Source organism: Myxococcus virescens (assembly GCF_900101905.1).
Classification (GTDB): Bacteria; Myxococcota; Myxococcia; order Myxococcales; family Myxococcaceae; genus Myxococcus; species Myxococcus virescens.
The window spans coordinates 673,984-692,612 of sequence record NZ_FNAJ01000003.1 but is presented as its reverse complement, the minus strand read 5'-3'; the positions used below and the strand labels follow the sequence as shown (position 1 = coordinate 692,612).

The 18,629-nt window shown below is 70.0% G+C and carries 11 protein-coding genes; 3 read left to right on the top strand and 8 right to left on the bottom strand.

What is annotated here, in order from left to right:
* Positions 1–55: 55 nt before the first annotated feature.
* Complete coding sequence (locus BLU09_RS13125) at positions 56–1,717, bottom strand: tetratricopeptide repeat protein (protein WP_244171675.1); 1,662 nt, start codon at positions 1,715–1,717, stop codon at positions 56–58.
* 315 nt (positions 1,718–2,032) lie between these two features.
* On the opposite strand from BLU09_RS13125, the gene ybaL reads away from it, so the two are divergent.
* Positions 2,033–3,784, top strand: coding sequence for a YbaL family putative K(+) efflux transporter (ybaL, locus tag BLU09_RS13120; RefSeq protein ID WP_090489788.1), 1,752 nt, complete (start codon positions 2,033–2,035; stop codon positions 3,782–3,784).
* 165 nt (positions 3,785–3,949) lie between these two features.
* Here ybaL and BLU09_RS13115 read toward each other — a convergent pair whose 3' ends face one another.
* The 7 genes from BLU09_RS13115 to BLU09_RS13085 form a co-directional block, all read right to left on the bottom strand.
* Positions 3,950–7,417: a methylmalonyl-CoA mutase family protein gene (locus tag BLU09_RS13115; protein WP_090489786.1), complete on the bottom strand. Its 3,468-nt coding sequence runs from the start codon at positions 7,415–7,417 to the stop codon at positions 3,950–3,952.
* Between the two features lie 76 nt (positions 7,418–7,493).
* A complete protein-coding gene (meaB, locus tag BLU09_RS13110; RefSeq protein ID WP_090489784.1) occupies positions 7,494–8,477 on the bottom strand; it encodes a methylmalonyl Co-A mutase-associated GTPase MeaB in 984 nt (327 codons plus the stop codon).
* A complete protein-coding gene (gene scpA, locus BLU09_RS13105; protein WP_090489782.1) occupies positions 8,474–10,666 on the bottom strand; it encodes a methylmalonyl-CoA mutase in 2,193 nt (730 codons plus the stop codon). The genes meaB and scpA overlap by 4 nt, the downstream gene beginning before the upstream one ends.
* Positions 10,666–12,555, bottom strand: a complete 1,890-nt coding sequence (locus BLU09_RS13100; protein WP_090489780.1) for a methylmalonyl-CoA mutase family protein — start codon at positions 12,553–12,555, stop codon at positions 10,666–10,668. The genes scpA and BLU09_RS13100 overlap by 1 nt, the downstream gene beginning before the upstream one ends.
* Before the next feature lie 80 nt (positions 12,556–12,635).
* Positions 12,636–13,403 (bottom strand): RNase H family protein, encoded by a 768-nt coding sequence (locus tag BLU09_RS13095; RefSeq protein WP_090489778.1) that lies wholly within the window; start codon positions 13,401–13,403, stop codon positions 12,636–12,638.
* Between the two features lie 55 nt (positions 13,404–13,458).
* A complete protein-coding gene (locus BLU09_RS13090) occupies positions 13,459–14,100 on the bottom strand; it encodes a DsbA family oxidoreductase (protein WP_090489776.1) in 642 nt (213 codons plus the stop codon).
* A gap of 159 nt (positions 14,101–14,259) precedes the next feature.
* Positions 14,260–15,333 (bottom strand): NAD(P)H-dependent flavin oxidoreductase, encoded by a 1,074-nt coding sequence (locus tag BLU09_RS13085; RefSeq protein ID WP_090489774.1) that lies wholly within the window; start codon positions 15,331–15,333, stop codon positions 14,260–14,262.
* Between the two features lie 193 nt (positions 15,334–15,526).
* Between BLU09_RS13085 and BLU09_RS13080 the strand changes: the two genes are divergently transcribed.
* Positions 15,527–17,962 (top strand): ABC transporter permease, encoded by a 2,436-nt coding sequence (locus BLU09_RS13080; RefSeq protein ID WP_244171674.1) that lies wholly within the window; start codon positions 15,527–15,529, stop codon positions 17,960–17,962.
* A 186-nt stretch (positions 17,963–18,148) separates the two neighbouring features.
* A complete protein-coding gene (locus BLU09_RS13075; protein WP_090489770.1) occupies positions 18,149–18,583 on the top strand; it encodes a hypothetical protein in 435 nt (144 codons plus the stop codon).
* The last annotated feature ends 46 nt before the right edge of the window (positions 18,584–18,629 follow it).

Here is an 18,629-nt window from a genome sequence, read left to right as displayed (position 1 = left end):
CGCAACCCGGGCCTCGGTCCGGGTGCGGCGGGGTGTCAGGGGGTGTCCCTTGCCATCAGGGCGCGGTCGTCGTGAGCGGAAAGTCCGCGCGCGCCCAGGCCTTCTCGAAAGCGGCGCGGGTGCGAGCCGCCTCCTCATGGCGTCCCTGCGCTTCGAGCGACTGCGTCAAGCCGAACAGGCCCCAGCCATTCTTCGGGTTGCGCCGCAGGTCCTCGCGGTAGACGGCCTCCGCTTCCTGGCTGCGCCCGGCCTCCAGCAGCGCGGCGCCCTGGTAGTGGCGCACCGGATAGAACCAGTCCGCGGGCTCGGCATAGGAGAGCCGGTCCGCGGCGTCGACGGCTTCCCGCCACAGCGTCAGGGCCTGGGGCCGGCCCTCGGCCTGGGCCACGCGGGCCTCCAACACGCGCACCGCGACGCCCAGAACGTCCTTTGCGGTGTTGAGGTTCGCGGCCATGGTTGGAGGCACGGTGCGGGCCAGTTGTCGCAGCTCGGCCAGCTCCGCGCGGGCTTGTGGCAGCTGTCCCGTGGCCGCCAGCGCCATGCCGTGCGCGTGGAGCCAGAGGCCCGTCTGGACTGGGTACTTCGGGTTCGGGCGGGGCTCGGCGAGGAGGCCCTCCCAGTCCCCGAAGCGCACCATGGCGAACAGCGGCTGGGCCACGAAGAAGTCCATGCCTGGCATCATCGTGAGCAGCTCCGGCGGGAAGTGTTTCGCCGAGGCCCGGGCCGCCTCCAACGTCTCCTGCTTCCGCCCCTCCATGGACGCGGAGTACGCCAGGAAGCCGAAGTTGTGGGACGTGTACATGGGGTAGACGTGGCCGCGCGGCTTCGCCTGCTTCTGGTAGGCCAGGTCCGCCGCCGCCGCCTTCCGATTGCTTTCCGAGGCATCCGCGTAGCGGCCCACGCGCTGGTAGATGTGGGCCGGCATGTGGACGATGTGCCCCGCCTTCGGTGCCAACGCGCCCAGCCGGTCCGCGGAAGGCTCCGCCTTCTCCGGGTTCGGCGAGGCCTCCACCGCGTGGATGTAATAGTGGTTCGCGCCCAGGTGGTGGGGGTCCCGGGTGAGCACGGACTCCAGCGTGGCGACAATCTGCTCCGTGCCCGGAGCCGGCGCCCCGTCCAGCGACCACAGCTTCCAGGGATTCCGGTCCATGAGGGCCTCGGCATGGAGCGTCTGCACGTCCAGGTCCTCCGGGTAGCGCGCGGCCACGTCCGCCATGGCGCTGGCATAGGCCTCGTTGAAGGGAGCCATCTTCTCCGGTGGCAGGGCCTCCGGGCCGGGGTAGCGCTGGACGAGCGCGGTGATGAGGGCCTGCTCCACCGGCGTCGAACGGGGGGCGAGCTGCCGGGCGCGCTGGAGGGCGTCCCAGGCGGCGGGCGCACTCTCCGCCAGCATGGGCATGTTGTAGTTGGGGCCCAGCACCAGCGCGACGCCCCAGAAACACATGGCGCAGGTGGGGTCCAGCTGCGCGGCTCGGGCGAACGAGCGTGCGGCCTCGTCGTGGTTGAAGCCATACGCCAGCCGCAGGCCCTGGTTGAAGAAGGCCTGGGCCTGGGGGGAGGCCGTGGTGACCTGGCGCTCGTGCGTCCCCAGCCCGTCGAGCAGCAACGCACCGTCTGCCAGGGAATCCAGGGTCGGGGCCGAGTGCTCCGCGGCAGCGGCGGACATTCCGGCGAGCGCCAGGGCCAACATCAAGGCACAGGGCAGGGGAGCACGCATGGGGGACCTCCGCGGGGATGTGCTCCTTCCTCAAGCTGGGGACGCGCCCACGCACCGCCCAGGGGGTGACATGGCGCGTTGCCTACTCGAAGTGATACCTGGCGGGCACATCACTCATCGCGTGCGGATCAGGGTTGGGAACAAGCCCGCGCCGTAGTAGATTCCCGCCCGGCGGAATCTCACTGCATCAGCACGAGCGTCCGCTCAAGACCATCCATGATCGAAAGGTGTTCGAGGGTTCCGCCCTAGGGCTGGAGTTCTCGCCGCGCCGCTTTTCATACCCCCCTTCCGCGTAGCGCCCAGGGAGATTCCGCCGTGCCTCACGATACCACGCTCATCGCCACCATCGCAGTTGGACTCGGACTGGCCTTCGTCGGTGGGTTCGTCGCACGTTGGCTGAAGCTGCCACCTTTGGTGGGCTATCTCCTGGCGGGCGTGGCCGTGGGGCCGTTCACGCCGGGCTTCGTCGCGGATGGGGGCCTTGCCGGTCAGCTGGCGGAGATTGGCGTCATCCTGCTGATGTTCGGCGTGGGGATTCACTTCTCCATCAAGGACCTGCTCGCCGTGCGCAACATCGCGGTGCCGGGCGCCGTCGTGCAGATCGCGGCGGCCACCGTGATGGGGACCGTGGTCTCGCACTGGTGGGGTTGGAGCCTGGGCGCGGGCCTGGTGTTCGGTCTCGCGCTGTCCACCGCCAGCACCGTGGTGCTGCTGCGCGCCCTGGAGGAGCGGGGCATCCTCGATTCGGTGAATGGCCGCATCGCGGTGGGTTGGCTGATTGTGGAGGACCTGGCGATGGTGCTCGCCCTGGTCCTTCTCCCCGCGCTGGGCAACGTCCTTGGCTCCGCCGACACGCAGACGGCCGCGACGGCGGCCGCTGGAGACAGCCTCATCTGGACCCTGGCCCTCACGCTGGGGAAGGTGTGCCTCTTCGTGGCCCTGATGGTGGTCGCCGGCACGCGGCTGGTGCCCTGGCTGCTGACCCAGGTGGCCAAGACGGGCTCCCGCGAGCTGTTCACGTTGTCGGTGCTGGCGGTGTCGCTGGGGATTGCGTTCGGGGCCGCCGCGCTCTTCGGCGTCTCCTTCGCGCTGGGCGCCTTCTTCGCGGGCGTGGTGGTCAGTGAGTCGGAGCTCAGCCACCGGGTGGCGGAGGATTCGCTGCCGCTCCAGGACGCGTTCTCGGTGCTGTTCTTCGTGTCGGTGGGAATGCTCTTCGACCCGATGGTGATGGTGAAGCAGCCGTTCGAGGTCCTCGCCGTGCTGGGCATCATCGTCCTGGGCAAGTCGCTGGCCGCCTTCTTCATCGTGTTGGCGTTCCGCTACCCGGTGAACACCGCCCTCACGGTGTCCGCGAGCCTGGCGCAGATTGGGGAGTTCTCCTTCATCCTGGTGGGGCTGGGCGTCACGCTCGGGCTGCTGCCGAAGGAGGGGCAGAGCCTGGTGTTGTCGGGGGCCCTGCTGTCCATCACCCTCAACCCGCTCGTCTTCAAGACCATTGATCCGCTGCTGGCGTGGCTGCGCCGGCACCCACGGTTCGCCGCGCGCATGGACCCGGAGGAAGACGAGCTGTCCGACCTGCCCATTGGCATGGGGGACGTGCAGCTGCGCGAGCACGCGGTGTTGATTGGCTACGGGCGCGTGGGCGGCGTGATTGGCCAGAGCCTGACGGAGCAGAAGATTCCCTTCGTGGTCGTGGAGCAGAACCGCGAGTACGTGGAGCGCCTCCGTGAGGAGGGTGTGCCCGCCATCTACGGGGACGCCGCGGTGCCCGGCATCCTGGAGCATGCGCACCTGGATACGGCGTCCATCCTCATCGTCGCCACGCCGGACGCGCTGCAGGCCCGCGCCATCGTGGAGCAGGCGAAAGGCGTGAATCCGTCCCTTCCCGCGGTGGTGCGCACGCATGGCGACGAGGAGCGGGACTACCTGGAGTCGCTGGGCGTGGACCGGGTGGTGATGGGCGAGCACGCGCTGGCACGGAGCATGTTGGACTACGTGCTGGAGCGGCTGTCCGCGCTGAAGGCCCGGCCTCTGTTGCCGGCACCCGCGGACGCCGTGGTGCCTTGAGGCCCGCGGGAACCGCGGCGCGGCTCCCACTCGAGACGGCGGGCGTGCAGGCGCCCCTCACCGTGGGCCGCGTCGTCGTGACATGAAAAAGGCCGAGGCGCGGCAAGCGCCTCGGCCCGTGAGTCTCATCGCCGCGTCCGCCCGGCTGGGGACGCGGCGTCAGCGTTACATGTTGCGCCGGTACTGCCCGCCCACCTCGTACAGCGCGCGGGAGAGCTGGCCGAGCGTGCAGACCTTACAGGCGTCCATCAGCGCGGCGAAGATGTTGCCGTTGTCCAGCGCCGCGCGGCGCACGGCCTCCAGGGCCTTGGGCGCCGTCGCCTCGTTCCGCTTCCAGAAGGCGTCGCGCGAGGTGATGGCGTAGTTCTTCTCCTCCGTCGTCGCGCGGATGACCTCGGGCGGTGTCACCGTCGGAGAGCCCTTGGGGTCCAGGAAGGTATTCACCCCGACGATGGGCAGCGTCCCGTCGTGCTTCAGCGTCTCGTAGTAGAGGGACTCTTCCTGAATCTTGGAGCGCTGGTACATGCGCTCCATGGCGCCCAGCACGCCGCCGCGCTCGGAGATGGCGCGGAACTCCGCCAGCACCGCCGCCTCCACCAGGTCGGTCAGCTCTTCGATGATGAACGCACCCTGGCTGGGGTTTTCGTTCTTGGAGAGGCCGAACTCCTTGTTGATGACCAACTGGATGGCGAGCGCGCGGCGCACGCTCTCCTCGGTGGGCGTGGTGATGGCCTCGTCATAGGCGTTGGTGTGCAACGAGTTGCAGTTGTCGTTGAGCGCGAGCAACGCCTGCAGCGTGGTCCGGATGTCGTTGAAGGCAATCTCCTGCGCGTGCAGGCTCCGGCCAGACGTCTGGATGTGGTACTTCAGCTTCTGCGAGCGGTCATTGCCGCCGTACTTGTCCCGGATGGCCTTGGCCCAGATGCGGCGCGCCACGCGGCCCAGCACGGCGTACTCCGGGTCCATTCCGTTCGAGAAGAAGAACGAGAGGTTGGGCGCGAAGTCGTCGATGTCCATGCCCCGCGACAGGTAGTACTCGACGAAGGTGAAGCCGTTGGCCAGCGTGAAGGCCAGCTGGGAGATGGGGTTCGCCCCGGCTTCCGCGATGTGGTAGCCGGAAATCGACACCGAGTAGAAGTTCCGCACCTTCTGGTCGATGAAGTACTGCTGGATGTCGCCCATCACCCGCAGGGCGAACTCCGTGGAGAAGATGCAGGTGTTCTGCGCCTGGTCCTCCTTCAGGATGTCCGCCTGCACGGTGCCGCGCACTGACTGGAGCGTCTTCGCGCGGATGCGCTCGTAGACGTCGCGCGGGAGCACCTCGTCGCCGGACACGCCGAGCAGCAGCAGGCCCAGCCCGTCGTTGCCCTGCGGCAGGTCGCCCTGGTAGCGGGGCCGCGGCAGGCCGCGCTCGCGGTAGAGGGCATCTATCTTCTTCTCGACCTCGTCGACCTTGCCGTTCTCGCGAATCCACTTCTCGCACTGCTGGTCCACCGCGGCGTTGAGGAAGAACCCGAGCAGCATCGGCGCGGGGCCGTTGATGGTCATGGACACGGACGTGGACGGGTCCGCCAGGTCGAAGCCGGAGTAGAGCTTCTTCGCGTCGTCCACGTTGGCGATGGACACGCCCGAGTTGCCCACCTTGCCGTAGATGTCCGGCCGGTGGTCCGGGTCCTCGCCGTACAGCGTCACCGAGTCGAAGGCCGTGGACAGGCGCTTGGCGGGCAGGCCCCGCGACACGTAGTGGAAGCGCTTGTTGGTGCGCTCCGGGCCGCCCTCTCCGGCGAACATGCGCGCGGGGTCCTCGCCCTCGCGCTTGAGCGGGAAGACGCCCGCGGTGAAGGGGAAGGCGCCCGGCGCATTCTCCCGCAGCAGCCAGGTGAGGATGTCACCCCAGTCTTCGTACCGGGGGAGGGCAATCTTGGGGATGCGCAGGTGGGAGAGCGTCTCCGCGTACAGGTCCAGCTCGATGACCTTGTCGCGGACCTGGAACTGGTACTTGGACGCGGCGTAGCGGCGCTTCGTCGCGGGCCACTCGGCCAGCAGCCGGCGGCAGTCGGCGTGGAGCCGCGACTCCAAATCCTTGTACAGCTCCACCAGCTCGCTCAGGTAGGCGGGCTCGCCCTCGACGCGCTCGGTGACCTGCACCGTGTCCGAGGGGTCCTTGGGCTCGACGATTTCCAGGCGCTTCCTGCCCACGTTGGTGCGCAGCGCCTCGATGGTGCCGTGGAGCTGGTACATGCGCCGGGCGATGGCGGCCTGGGCCTTCACGAAGCCGTCATAGGACTCACAGGCCTCGACGATTTCCGCCAGGTAGCGCGTGCGCTCGGGCGGGATGATCCACTTCTTCTCGCTCATCCCCGGCGTGAGCTCGAAGCCGGACTTCAGCGGCGCGCCCGTCTTCGTGGAGATGGTGTCCATGAGCGCCCGGTAGAGCTGGTTCATCCCCGGGTCGTTGAACTGCGAGGCGATGGTGCCGTACACGGGCACCGCGTCATCGGCGGTGGTGAAGGCGTTGTGGTTGCGCTTCCACTGCTTGCGCACGTCGCGCAGCGCGTCCAGCGAACCGCGCTTGTCGAACTTGTTGATGGCGATGACGTCCGCGAAGTCGAGCATGTCGATCTTCTCGAGCTGCGTCGCCGCGCCGTACTCCGCCGTCATCACGTAGAGCGCCACGTCGGAGTGCTCGGTGATTTCAGTGTCGGACTGGCCGATGCCGGAGGTCTCCACCACGATGAGGTCGAAGCCGGCGGCCTTGCAGATTTCGATGGAGTCGCCCACGTGCTTGGACAGGGCGAGGTTGCTCTGGCGGGTGGCCATCGAGCGCATGTACACGCGCGGATTGTCGATGGCGTTCATCCGGATGCGGTCGCCCAGGAGCGCGCCGCCGGACTTGCGCTTGGACGGGTCCACGGACAGCACGGCGAGCGTCTTGTCCGGGAAGTCGGCGAGGAAGCGGCGCACCAGCTCATCCACGAGGCTGGACTTGCCCGCTCCGCCGGTGCCGGTGATGCCCAGGATGGGCACGCGCGGGCCCTTGGCCTGGATATGCGACATGGCCTCGCGCAGGGCCGCGCCCTGGGACGCGAAGTTCTCCGCGATGGTGATGAGCGGGGCAATCCGGGACGGCTCGCGCATCGAGGGCGCGTCGAGCAGGGGCGCGAAGTCCGCCGGCCGCTTCTCGAAGTCACACTGGGAGATGAGGTCGTCAATCATCCCCTGAAGGCCCATGGCCCGTCCGTCGTCCGGCGAGTAGATGCGCGTGACGCCGTAGCGGTGGAGCTCTTCAATCTCCGACGGGAGGATGGTGCCGCCACCGCCGCCGAAGACCTTGATGTTGGCCTTCCGCTCGCGCAGCAGGTCAATCATGTACTTGAAGAACTCGACGTGACCGCCCTGGTAGGACGTGATGGCGATGCCCTGCACGTCCTCCTGGATGGCGCAGTCGACAATCTCAGCCACCGAGCGGTTGTGCCCCAGGTGGATGATTTCCGCGCCCGAGGACTGCATGAGGCGGCGCATCACGTTGATGGCGGCGTCATGCCCGTCGAACAGGGAGGCGGCCGTCACGATGCGGACGTGGAAACGAGGCTTGTAGGGCTGGGGAACGGGTGTCTGCTGGACGTTTCGCACGGCGCGTACAGTAAGAGCGCCGTTTGTGTCGAGGCAAGGGATTGGAGCGTGACTGACCGCTCCTCGACGCGGGCTGTCAGGCCCTCGTTTCAGGGAGGAACGCGCCCAGCACCCGCAGTGCGGCCGACGTCGGTGTCGCACGCCCTTCGCGCACGTCCGCCTCCAGCGTGGGCACCAGTGTGGACACCTCGGGGTGCGCACGGAGGGCCGCTCGGAGGCCGTCCTGCACCATGGACCACATCCACTGCACCTGCTGCGCCTTGCGGCGGCGCTCCGTCGCACCCGAGGCCGCGCTCCGCCCGAGCTGCGTCTCGACGGATGTCCACAGCTTCTCGATGCCGGTGCCCTCCAGGGCACTGCAGGTGGTGATTTCCGGCTCGGCGCCCGGCCGCATCAGGTGCAACGCGGCGCGTAGCTCGGAGCGGGCCCTTTCGGCGCGCGGCTTGTTGTCGCCGTCCGCCTTGTTGATGGCGAGCATGTCCGCCACCTCGAGGATGCCGCGCTTGATGCCCTGCAGCTCGTCCCCGGCGCCCGCCAGCATGAGCACCAGATAGAAGTCCACCAGGTCGGCCACCACCGTCTCCGACTGGCCCACGCCCACCGTCTCCACCAGCACCACGTCGAAGCCCGCCGCCTCGCACAGGAGCAGCGTCTCGCGCGTCTTGCGCGCCACGCCGCCCAGGGTGCCGCTGGAGGGGCTGGGGCGGATGTACGCGGCCTCCTCGCGCGACAGCCGCGCCATGCGCGTCTTGTCACCCAGGATGCTGCCGCCGGACACGGTGCTGGATGGGTCGATGGCCAGCACCGCCACGCGCTTGCCGGCCTTCACCAGGTGCATGCCCAGCGCGTCGATGAAGGTGCTCTTGCCCACGCCGGGCACGCCGCTGATGCCCACGCGCCGGCTGCCGCCCGTGGCGGGGAGCAGCCGCGTGAGGACTTCCTGGGCGAGCACGGCGTGGCGCGGCAGCTCGCTCTCCACCAGGGTGATGGTGCGCGCGAGCATGGCGCGGTCGCCCGCGCGCACGCCGTCCACATACGCGTCCGCGGACAGCAGCTTCACGCCTCTTCCTCCAGCGACGCGGCCAGCTTGTCGAGCAGCTCGATGGCCGCCTTGGAGATGACCGTGCCGGGGCCGAAGATGGCCGCGGCGCCCGCGGCGCGAAGCGCGTCGTAGTCCTGCGCGGGGATGACGCCGCCCACGACGACCATGATGTCCTCGCGGCCCAGCGCCTTGAGGGCCTGCTTGAGCTGCGGCACCAGCGTCAGGTGGCCGGCGGCGAGCGAGCTGGCGCCCACGACGTGCACGTCGTTCTCCACCGCCTGCCGCGCGGACTCCTCGGGCGTCTGGAACAGGGGACCGATGTCCACGTCGAAGCCCAGGTCCGCGAACGCGGTGGCGATGACCTTCTGGCCGCGGTCATGCCCGTCCTGCCCCATCTTCGCGATGAGGATGCGCGGCCGGCGGCCGAAGCGCGCGAGGAACGCGTCCGCCTTCTCGCGCGCGTCGATGATTCCCTGGGCGTCCTTGCCCGCTTCGCTGGAATACACACCCGTCACGCTGCGCACCGTGGCCTCGTAGCGCCCGAACACCTTCTCGAGCGCGTCGCTGATTTCGCCCACCGTCGCCTTGGCGCGGGCCGCGTCGATGGCCAGCGCCAGCAGGTTGCCCTCGCCGCGCCGTCCCGCCTCGGTGAGCGCGTCCAGCTTGCGGCGGACGTCCTCCGCGTTGCGCTCGGCGCGCAGCTCGCGCAGCCGGGCAATCTGCGCCTCGCGCACCGCCGAGTTGTCCACCTTGAGAATCTCGATGGAGTCCTCGCGCTCGGGCGGGTACTTGTTCACGCCGATGATGGCCTGGCGGCCGGAGTCGATGCGCGCCTGGGTGCGCGCCGCCGCCTCCTCGATGCGCAGCTTGGGCAGGCCGGCCTCGATGGCCTTCGTCATGCCGCCCAGCGCCTCGACCTCCTGGATGTGGGCCCACGCCTTGTGCGCCAGTTCGTGCGTGAGGCGCTCCACGTAGTAGCTGCCACCCCAGGGGTCGATGACGCGCGTGGTGCCGCTCTCCAACTGGAGATAGAGCTGGGTGTTGCGGGCGATGCGCGCGCTGAAGTCGGTGGGCAGCGCGATGGCCTCGTCCAGTGAGTTGGTGTGCAGGCTCTGCGTGTGGCCCTGGGTGGCGGCCATGGCCTCCACGCAGGTGCGCACGACGTTGTTGAAGACGTCCTGCGCGGTGAGGCTCCAGCCAGACGTCTGGCTGTGGGTGCGCAGCGCCAGGCTCTTGTCCGTCTTCGGGGAGAAGCCCTTGATGAGCTTCGCCCAGAGCAGGCGGGCGGCGCGCATCTTGGCCACTTCCATGAAGAAGTTCATGCCAATGGCCCAGAAGAAGGACAGGCGCGGCGCGAAGGCGTCCACGCTCAGCCCCGCCGCGAGTCCGGCGCGCACGTACTCCACGCCATCCGCCAGCGTGTAGCCCAGCTCCAGGTTCTGCGTCGCCCCGGCTTCCTGCATGTGGTAGCCGCTGATGCTGATGCTGTTGAAGCGCGGCATCTTCTCCGCCGTGAAGCGGAAGATGTCGCCGATGATGCGCATCGACGGAGCCGGCGGGTAGATGTACGTGTTGCGGACCATGAACTCCTTGAGGATGTCGTTCTGGATGGTCCCGCTGAGCTGCTCGGGGCGCACGCCCTGCTCCTCGGCGGCGACCACGTAGAGCGCCAGCACCGGGAGCACGGCCCCGTTCATCGTCATGGACACGCTCATCTGGTCGAGCGGAATCCGGTCGAACAGGATGCGCATGTCCTTGATGGAGTCGATGGCCACGCCCGCCATGCCCACGTCACCCGCCACGCGGGGATGGTCGCTGTCGTAGCCCCGGTGCGTCGCGAGGTCGAAGGCGATGGACAGGCCCTTCTGCCCCGCCGCGAGGTTGCGGCGGTAGAAGGCGTTGGAGGCCTCGGCCGTGGAGAAGCCGGCGTACTGCCGCACCGTCCACGGCTGCTGCACGTACATGGTGGAGTAGGGGCCGCGCACGAAGGGCGGCAGGCCCGGCAGCGAGCCCAGGTGCTCCACGCCCTCCATGTCCTCGCGCGTGTACACCGGCTTGACGGGGATGCCCTCGGGCGTGTCCCAGCGCTCGGCGTTGCGCGTGGCGTCGCCGGCCTGACGCAGTTGCTGGTCGCGCGTGGGCGCGGCGGAGTGCGTTTCGGGGGCGTCGAAGTCGATGCCCGAGAAGTCCGGTACGTGGGGGCGCATCAGGCCACTCCGAGCTGCTGGTGCAGTGAGGACAGGAGCGCGAACAGGTCCGCTCCCGCGTAGAAGAAGACGTCCACGCCGGCCGCGCGGAAGGCGGCCTCATGGTCACCGGGCCGGCCTGCCACGGCCACCGCGCGCGCGCCCTTCGACTTCAGCGCCGCCGTCAACGCGGGCACCCATTCTGGATACAGCGCGTCTGGCCCGGAGATGACGGCGAGCGGCGCGCCTGATGCCTGGAAGCGGGCCACCGCGTCCGCGATGTCCGCGAAGCCATGCTGGTCCGCCGGCTCGATACCGCCCGCGGCCAGGACGTTGGCCGTCCACGTGGAGCGGGTGGTGTGCTCGGCCACGGTGCCCAGGCTGGCGAGGAAGGCCTTGGGGCGCGCACCGTGCGCGGCGAGGTAGCGGTCGCTCGCGTCGCGCAGCGCCTCGAAGGGTTCGGCCACTCGCGCCGGGCGCAGCGGCAGGGGGCCCGATGTCGCGGGCGCCGGGGACGCCTCGGCGCGGGGCTCCCGCTGAACGGGCGTTTCGCCCAGGTGGGGGAACTCACTCACGCCGACAATGGGCAGGCGGCGGGTGCGCACGGCCTTGTCGCGCGCCGCGCGCGTCTCCGCGAGCACGCGGGCCACGTCGCCGCTCGTGAGCGCTTGCTCCATGCCGCCCAGCGCCTCGATGCGCCGCAGCTCGGTCCACGCCGCGCGGGCGATGTCCTGCGTGAGCTGCTCCAGGTAGTAGCTGCCGCCCGCGGGGTCGGCGACGCGGTTGAGGCTCGACTCGTCGCGCAGGATGAGCTGCGTATTGCGCGCCAGCCGGCGGGCGGACGCGTCGGGCGTGCCCAGGGCTTCGTCGAACGGCGAGGTGCTGACGCTGTCCGCGCCACCGACGACGGCGGCGAAGGACTCCGCGGTGGCGCGGAGGATGTTCACCCACGGGTCCCGCTGCGTCTTCGTGGTGCTCGCGGTGCGCGCGTGCAGCACCATGGCCTGGGCCTCCGGCGAGCCGCCACAGGCCGCCACGGCCTTGGACCACAAGAGCCTCGCCGCGCGCAGGCGGGCAATCTCTGGGAAGAACTGTCCCCCCACGGAGATGGCGAACTGGACGGAGCGCGCCGCGACGTCGGGGGAGACGCCCGCGCGCTCCAGTCCGCGCAGGTACGCCACGCCCGTGGCGATGGCCCAGGCCAGCTCGTGCACCGATGTGGCGCCCGCGTCCGCGTAGGCGCGCGTGGACACGAGCAGCACCCGGAGGCCGGGCGCGGCTTCACGCAGCGAGGTGACCAGGGGCGCGGCCTGGGACAGCGTCGCATCCAGCCCCATGGGCAGCGAGCCCATGCGGGCCAGGATGCCGAGCGGATCCACGCCGAGGCTGCCCTTCAGCGCCGCGCGGGACACGCCCGTCTGCTCCGCGACGTGGAGCAGGTGCTGGGCGGCGGCCAGCGGGTCCGACTCGGGCTCCAGGTGGACGGGCGTCGTGTCCAGTGGCGCGTGGGCGAGCAGGCGCCGCAGCGCCTCGGCATCCGGTACGCGAATGCCGTGCGTGCCGCCCAGGTGGAGCCACACGCCCCAGCCGCCCCGGTCCAGGTCCGTGCGGATGGCCTCGGCGGCCTGCGTCACGTCCGGCTCGCTGTACTCCTGGCACACCACCCATCCACCCTCGGTCAGGCCCAGGGCCTGGGTGCCGCGCACGTAGGGGGCCACGCCGGGCGGCTCGGGCGGCGCGACGGCGGCGTCCTGCTGCGTGTAGAGCGGCTGGAGCGACAGGCCGCCTTCCAGCTGCGACTGGAGCGCGGTGAAGGGCTTGCCCTTCAGGTCCTTGTCCACGAGCCGGCGCCAGTCTTCCACCGACGGGGCCGGGAACTCCGAGGCGATATGGAGAGGCTCTTGAGCCATGCTGCGTCCTCGCGGGATGGGAGTGGCACCGACCCATAGGCGCAATGGACCGGCGGGGCAATGGGCTTGGAGGGGCTGCCTCAGTCTTCCGACGGGACGTCCTGGCCCTTGAAGCCCCAGTCCTCCAGCACTTTGGCTTCATCCAACGCGTTCTTTGTCTTCTTGAAACGGGCGCCGGACACACCTTTTACCCGGCGCTCACACGCGGCCCAGGAGGCGTGGCGCTTCACGGAGCTGCCCACCTGACTCAGGTAGGAGTACGCCTTGGCCGCGGCCTCCCGCTGTTCCTTGGGCTTCTCTGGAGGCAGTGACATGTCCTCCGGCAGGTCGTGCACCGCCACGCCGTAGCCGTGGAGCGGGCCGGTGTAGAGCCTCGCGTCACGCCCCTTGGAATAGGCCACGGCGATGGCGTCCACGCGCTCGTTGCCGGGAACGCCCACGTGGCCCCGGATGTAGAACCACGCCACGGCGGCGGCCTCTGTGGCATGGTTCTCCTTGCGCTGCGCCAGGAGCGCCATCAGCCGTTTCCAATAGATGGCGTTGGCGACCTCGCCGCCCTCGGCCGTCTTCCACCCGCGCCGGCTCCAGCCGAACGCCCACTTGGTGGCGCCCTGAATCACATACGTGGAGTCCGTGTGGATGTGGATGGGGCCCGGCGCGCGCTCCAGGTGGCGCAGGGCCTTGCCCACGGCCGTCAGCTCCATCCGGTTGTTGGTGGTCTCCGGCTCGTGGCCGCCCAGCTCCGTCACCAGCCCGTCGGGCGTGACGATGATGCTCCCCCAGCCACCCGGGCCAGGGTTTCCTGAACAGGCGCCATCAGCGAAGACAAGGGTCGGGCGGTGCTCCATGTCGGCACCCTATTCGGCGCGAAGTGCTCCCGCCAGGACGGCGGTGGCCGCGCGCTCAGTGGACGGCACTCAGGGAGGGGCCCGGCCGGACGCGCATGAAGGCGGCGCGAACGGTTTCTTCTGGCTGAGCGCCGTTCAGCAGGAGCACGGGCCCATTGCCCGCGAGCCGCATGGCCGGGACGCCGCGGATGCCCAGCCGTTGGGCCTCCTCCTCGTCGGCGAGCACGCGCGCGGTGTACCGGCCGGCCTCCAGTGCGCGTGTCAGGGACTCGCGGTCCATGCCCACGTCCTCCGCTAGCGCCCCCAGCACGCGCAGGTCCCCGATGTCCCGGCCGTCCGCGAAGAAGGCGCGGAAGAGGGCCTCATGGAACGGGGAGAAGGCGCCGGCGTCCTTGGCGAACTCGGCGGCTTCGAGCGCCAGCCGGCTCTTCGGTTGGACCGGCGGGGGCTTCATCGTCAGGCCCCGCTGCTCGGCCAACGGGTAGACGGTGCGGGCCCAGGCCGACCGCGGGGGCTCAGTCACCGGGGCGAGCGGCCGCGCGGGCACCGGACGCAGCTCGAACGCGCGCCAGTGGATGTCGAGCGCCGAGCCCAGCCGGGCATGTAACTGCTCGAGGACGGGGAGCTCGAGGTAGCAGAAGGGGCAGACGTAATCGCTCCAGACGTCGAGGCGGACCGGCGTGTCCGATTGGGCCATGGGCGAGGCTCCTTGAAGTCCCCCGCAGGGGACATCTCCTCACGGTGGCCATCCCCGTGCGGGCACGGGATGCAGTGGCGCCGGTCCTCCTGGACTCCAGCCGGGCGTGCGGGCCGTTGCCGTGCGCTCTGCGCTCGTATGGCTGGGGGGCGCGCCGCTTCACGAAGCCGAGAGTTCCTTGATGAGGGATTCCATCAGGGCGGGCACGGTCCGGTGCCGCAGGTTGGGCGTGGCCTGTCCTGCCCAGAGCGACACGAGGTCCGTGCGGCCCGCCTTGACGGCCGCGGGCTTGAGCTTCGACAGGAACCAGCCCTGGATGGGGAAGGGCGCGAGCGCTGACAGCTGATGGGCCACCTCCTCTGTCCAGCGATTGCGCATGCCTCGCGCCAGCCGGCCCGTGAAGGACCTCGTCAAGGTGGTGTGCTTCGCGCGGTCGCTGAAGAGCAGCTCGCGGTGGGCGTCCGTCGTCCCCGATTCCTCGCAGGCAAGGAACGCCGTTCCCAGTTGCGCGGCCTGGGCGCCCAGTGTGAGCGCGGCGCGAATGCCTCGGCCATCCGCGATGCCGCCCGCCGAGATGACGGGTGCCTTCACGCGGTCGGCGACGAGCGGCGTGAGGGCCAGCGTCCCCATCAGCGAGTCCTCGGCGCGCGCGAGGAAGGACGGACGGTGTCCGCCCGCCTCGAAGCCCGTGGCCACGATGAGGTCGACGCCCGCCGCGTCCAGGGCCTCAGCTTCGGCCAGCGTGGTGGCCGCGCCGGAGGTGAGGATGCCCTTGCGCCGGCACTCCGCCAGGACCGAGGCGGGGGGCACGCCGAACACGAAGCTGAAGATGGGGGGACGGGCTTCGAGCAGCGCCTCTACCTGGTCCTCGAAGCGGTGGTGGAAGCGCTCGGGCATGGCGGGCTTCTCCACGCCGAGCTCGCGGTAGTACGGCTCGAAGAGGCGGTAGATGCGGTCGAAATCCTCATGGCTGAGCGCGTCTCCTCCCGCGTCATGGTCGGAGACCCAGAGGTTCAGCGCGAAGGGCTTGTCCGTCAGCGCCCGAATCCGGTCCGCCACGCGGCCAATCTCTTCGGGCGGGAGCTGATACGCCCCATACGAGCCCAGCCCTCCGAGGTTCGACACCGCCGCCGCGAGCCGTTCGGTGGAGAGCCCGCCTCCGAAGGGGCCCTGGATGATGGGGTGTTGAATGCCCAGCTTCTGGAGGGCTTCGTTCGTTCGGTGCGGGCTCATCGCGGCTCCTTCGGTCGGGAATGGTGGAGGGATAACGCGGACGCTGGACGGGGTGGGAGAAACGACACGCGGATGCGCGCGGGATGTCCGGATGCGGGACTCCGATTCCCATTCCCGTGCAACCGGGCTTCTCGCTTCGTCCAGATGGCCTGTACGCCGGGGGTGGCACGCGGCATGCTCGGGCGTCCTGGACATGACGATGACCCTTGGCCAGGACCTCCGCTTCGCGTTGCGCCGGCTTCGTGGCAGTCCCACCTTCACGCTGGTCGCGGTGGCCACGCTCGCGCTTGGGATTGGCGCCAACGTCTCCATCTTCAGCGTGGTGAATGCCGTGTTGCTGCGGCCGCTGCCCATGCACGACGACGCCCGTCTGGTGCGCGTGTACAGCCTGAGGACGCAGGGGCCGGGGCCCACCTCCGTGCTGGACTTCATGGACCTGCGTGAGCAGAGCCGCACGCTGAAGGGCCTGTCCGCGGTGGCGCCCGTGGCGGTGACGCTGGCTGCGGATAGCGCGGACACCTCGCCGGAGAAGGTGCAGGCGGGGATGGTGACGGGCGACTTCTTCCCGATGCTGGGCGCTCGCGTGCAGTTGGGGCGCGCGCTTCACCCCGATGACGTCCGGCCCGGCGCTCCGAAGGTGGCGGTGATTTCCCATGCGCTGTGGCAGCGGCGCTTCGGCGGGAGCGCCGCCGTGCTGGGGCGCTCGGTGGACCTGGGCGCTCCGGAGCCGTGGACGGTGGTGGGGGTGATGGCGCCGGGCTTCGACTTCCCCGCACGCTCGGAGCTGTGGAGCCCGCTGCTCTGGGAAGAGGGCATGACGAAGCCCGAGGGGCGCGGGGCGCACTGGCTGGAGGTGTACGGCCGCCTGGGCCCGGACGTGGCGCTGGAGTCCGCGCGCACCGAGCTCTCCGCCATCGCCCACCGTCTCGCGGAGCAGTACCCCCAGACGAACGAGGGCAAGGATGCGCGCGTGGAGCCGCTGCGCGACGTGCTGGTGGGCAACGTCCGGCCGTCGCTCCTGTTGATGCTGGGCGCGGTGGGCTTGGTGTTGCTCATTGCGTGCGCGAACCTCACGCACCTGCTCCTGGCGCGGGCAGCCTCGCGTGAGGGCGAAGTCTCCGTGCGCATCGCCCTGGGCGCGAGCCGTGGCCGCATCGCACGTGAGCTGTTGGTGGAGTGCGGCGTGCTCGCGGGGCTGGGCGCGGCCGTGGGGCTGCTGGTGGCGATGTGGGCGCTGGATGCGCTGGCCACGTGGGGGCCTCAGGACATTCCCCGCATCGAAGAGGTATCGCTGGATGGCCCGGTGCTGGCCTTCACCGCGGGACTGGCCGTGCTGACGACACTGCTGTTCGGGCTGGTGCCCGCGCTCCAGGCGGGGCGGCTGGACCTGATTCGTGGGTTGAAGCGGGTGGTGGGCGGCGGGGGTGGCGGCGCGCAGGGGCATCGCACGCGCTCCGTGCTCGTCGTGGCGGAGACGGCGCTGGCGGTGCTGCTGCTGGTGTGCGCGGGGTTGTTGCTGCGCAGCTTCGTGCACCTGCAACGGGCCCAGCCCGGCTTCGACCCCGAGGGCGTGCTGACGGTGAAGGTGGACCTGCCGCCGCTTCACTATGGCTTTGGCACCGCCGCGCCCGCGGCCTTCTATGACACGTTGCTCGAGCGGCTGCGGGCGCTGCCCGGCGTGGAGCAGGTTGGTGCCGTGAATGGGCTTCCACTGGATGGGGCCCGGTGGACCGTTCCCGTGAAGGACCCGATGCGGCCCGTTCCGGAGGGGACGGAGCCCTGGCAGGCCAGCGTGCGCATCGTGACGCCCGGGGCGCTGGAGGCCCTGCGCGTGAAGGTGCTTCAGGGCCGGGGAATCTCGGCGGCGGACCAGGGCGCGGGTGGGCGCGCGGTGCTGGTCAACGCTGCGGCGGCGCGCCGCTTCTGGCCTGGCGAAGAGCCCCTGGGGCGTACGTTGGACACCGGCATGGACTGGGGCAGCGGTGCCATGGGCGGACGCGTGGTGGGCGTGGTGGACGACATGGCGCTGGAAGGGCTTGGCGCGCCGTCCCTGCCGGAGGTGTACGTGCCCTACGTGCAGGCGCGGACCACGAGCTTGGTGGTGCTGCTGCGGACGAAGGGGGCGCCGCTCGACCTGGCTCCCGCGGCTCGCGCGGAGATTCGCGCGTTGGATGCGAGTCTGGCGCCCGGCAGTGTCCGCACGCTGGCCTCGGTGGTTGACCGCACGGTGGCGCCGCTGCGCTTCTACCTGTTGCTGGCGGGGGCCTTCGCGGCGCTGGCGATGGTGCTGTCGGCGGTGGGCCTCTATGGCGTCGTGGCCTACGCGGTGCTGCAGCGCACCCGCGAGCTGGGCATCCGCATGGCGCTGGGCGCGCGTCAGGCGCAGGTGCTGGGGCTGGTGCTCGGCCGCTACCTGGGGCTGACGGCGTGTGGGCTCCTCATTGGATTGGGGCTGGCGGCGGCCACCAGCCGCGGCCTCACGCACCTGCTGAGCGGCGTGCGGCCCACGGACCCACTGACGTACGTGGCCGTGGCGGCGGTGCTGTTGGCGGTGGCCGTCCTGGCGGTGCTGCTGCCCGCGCGCCGGGCCGCACGCGTCTCCCCCGCGGTGGCGCTCCGGGCGGACTGAGCAGGCGTCCGGGGCCGCTGCGTTTCAACGGGGCGCGGCGGTCCTCGTTCCGCGAGGAGGGACGGACGAGCTTGGAGGCGCGTTCCAGGGGCGGGTCGCACCGTGGCACCGGATGGCAATGCCGCCGGGCATGGTCACGGTTGGCTTCGGAGGCGAGGTGCGCCCTCCAGGACGAAAGGGGTCGTCATGAAGCTCAAGGTGATGGGGATGATCGCGGGTCTGGCGTGGGGTGGCGCGGCTCTGGCGCAGGGCTCGCAAGAGCCGTCGATGCCGCAGGATCCATCGATGCCGCAGGACCCATCGATGCAGCAGCCACCCAGCAGCGGCTCGCAGACGTCCGGCGGCATGCAAGGCAGCCAGATGCAGGGCCAGCAGGAGCTGAGCGGCTCCGTGGTGGCCCTGCGGAAGGACAAGGTCTTCATCAAGGATGAGAACGGCGCGGTGGTGGCGATGGGCGTGAATCACTCCACGCAAATCGATGGGAAGCCCATCGAGAAGCACCGGGACATCCACAGCCACCTCCGGCGTGAAATCAAGGAGGGGGACCAGGTCCGGACCAAGTTCAACGTGGAGAAGACGACCGAGAACATGGCGTCTTCCATCGAGAAGATGAACAAGTAGTCCACGCCGCACGGAACGGCCGCGGTCTGGAGCGTGACGGTGTAGG

Excerpts from the sequence above, each read along its gene's own strand:
- BLU09_RS13125 (WP_244171675.1), bottom strand. The coding sequence starts at position 1,717 with ATGCGTGCTCCCCTGCCCTGTGCCTTGATGTTGGCCCTGGCGCTCGCC.
- scpA (WP_090489782.1), bottom strand. The coding sequence starts at position 10,666 with ATGCGCCCCCACGTACCGGACTTCTCGGGCATCGACTTCGACGCCCCC.
- BLU09_RS13100 (WP_090489780.1), bottom strand. The coding sequence starts at position 12,555 with ATGGCTCAAGAGCCTCTCCATATCGCCTCGGAGTTCCCGGCCCCGTCG.
- BLU09_RS13095 (WP_090489778.1), bottom strand. The coding sequence starts at position 13,403 with ATGGAGCACCGCCCGACCCTTGTCTTCGCTGATGGCGCCTGTTCAGGA.
- BLU09_RS13090 (WP_090489776.1), bottom strand. The coding sequence starts at position 14,100 with ATGGCCCAATCGGACACGCCGGTCCGCCTCGACGTCTGGAGCGATTAC.
- BLU09_RS13085 (WP_090489774.1), bottom strand. The coding sequence starts at position 15,333 with ATGAGCCCGCACCGAACGAACGAAGCCCTCCAGAAGCTGGGCATTCAA.
- BLU09_RS13080 (WP_244171674.1), top strand. The coding sequence starts at position 15,527 with ATGACGATGACCCTTGGCCAGGACCTCCGCTTCGCGTTGCGCCGGCTT.
- BLU09_RS13075 (WP_090489770.1), top strand. The coding sequence starts at position 18,149 with ATGAAGCTCAAGGTGATGGGGATGATCGCGGGTCTGGCGTGGGGTGGC.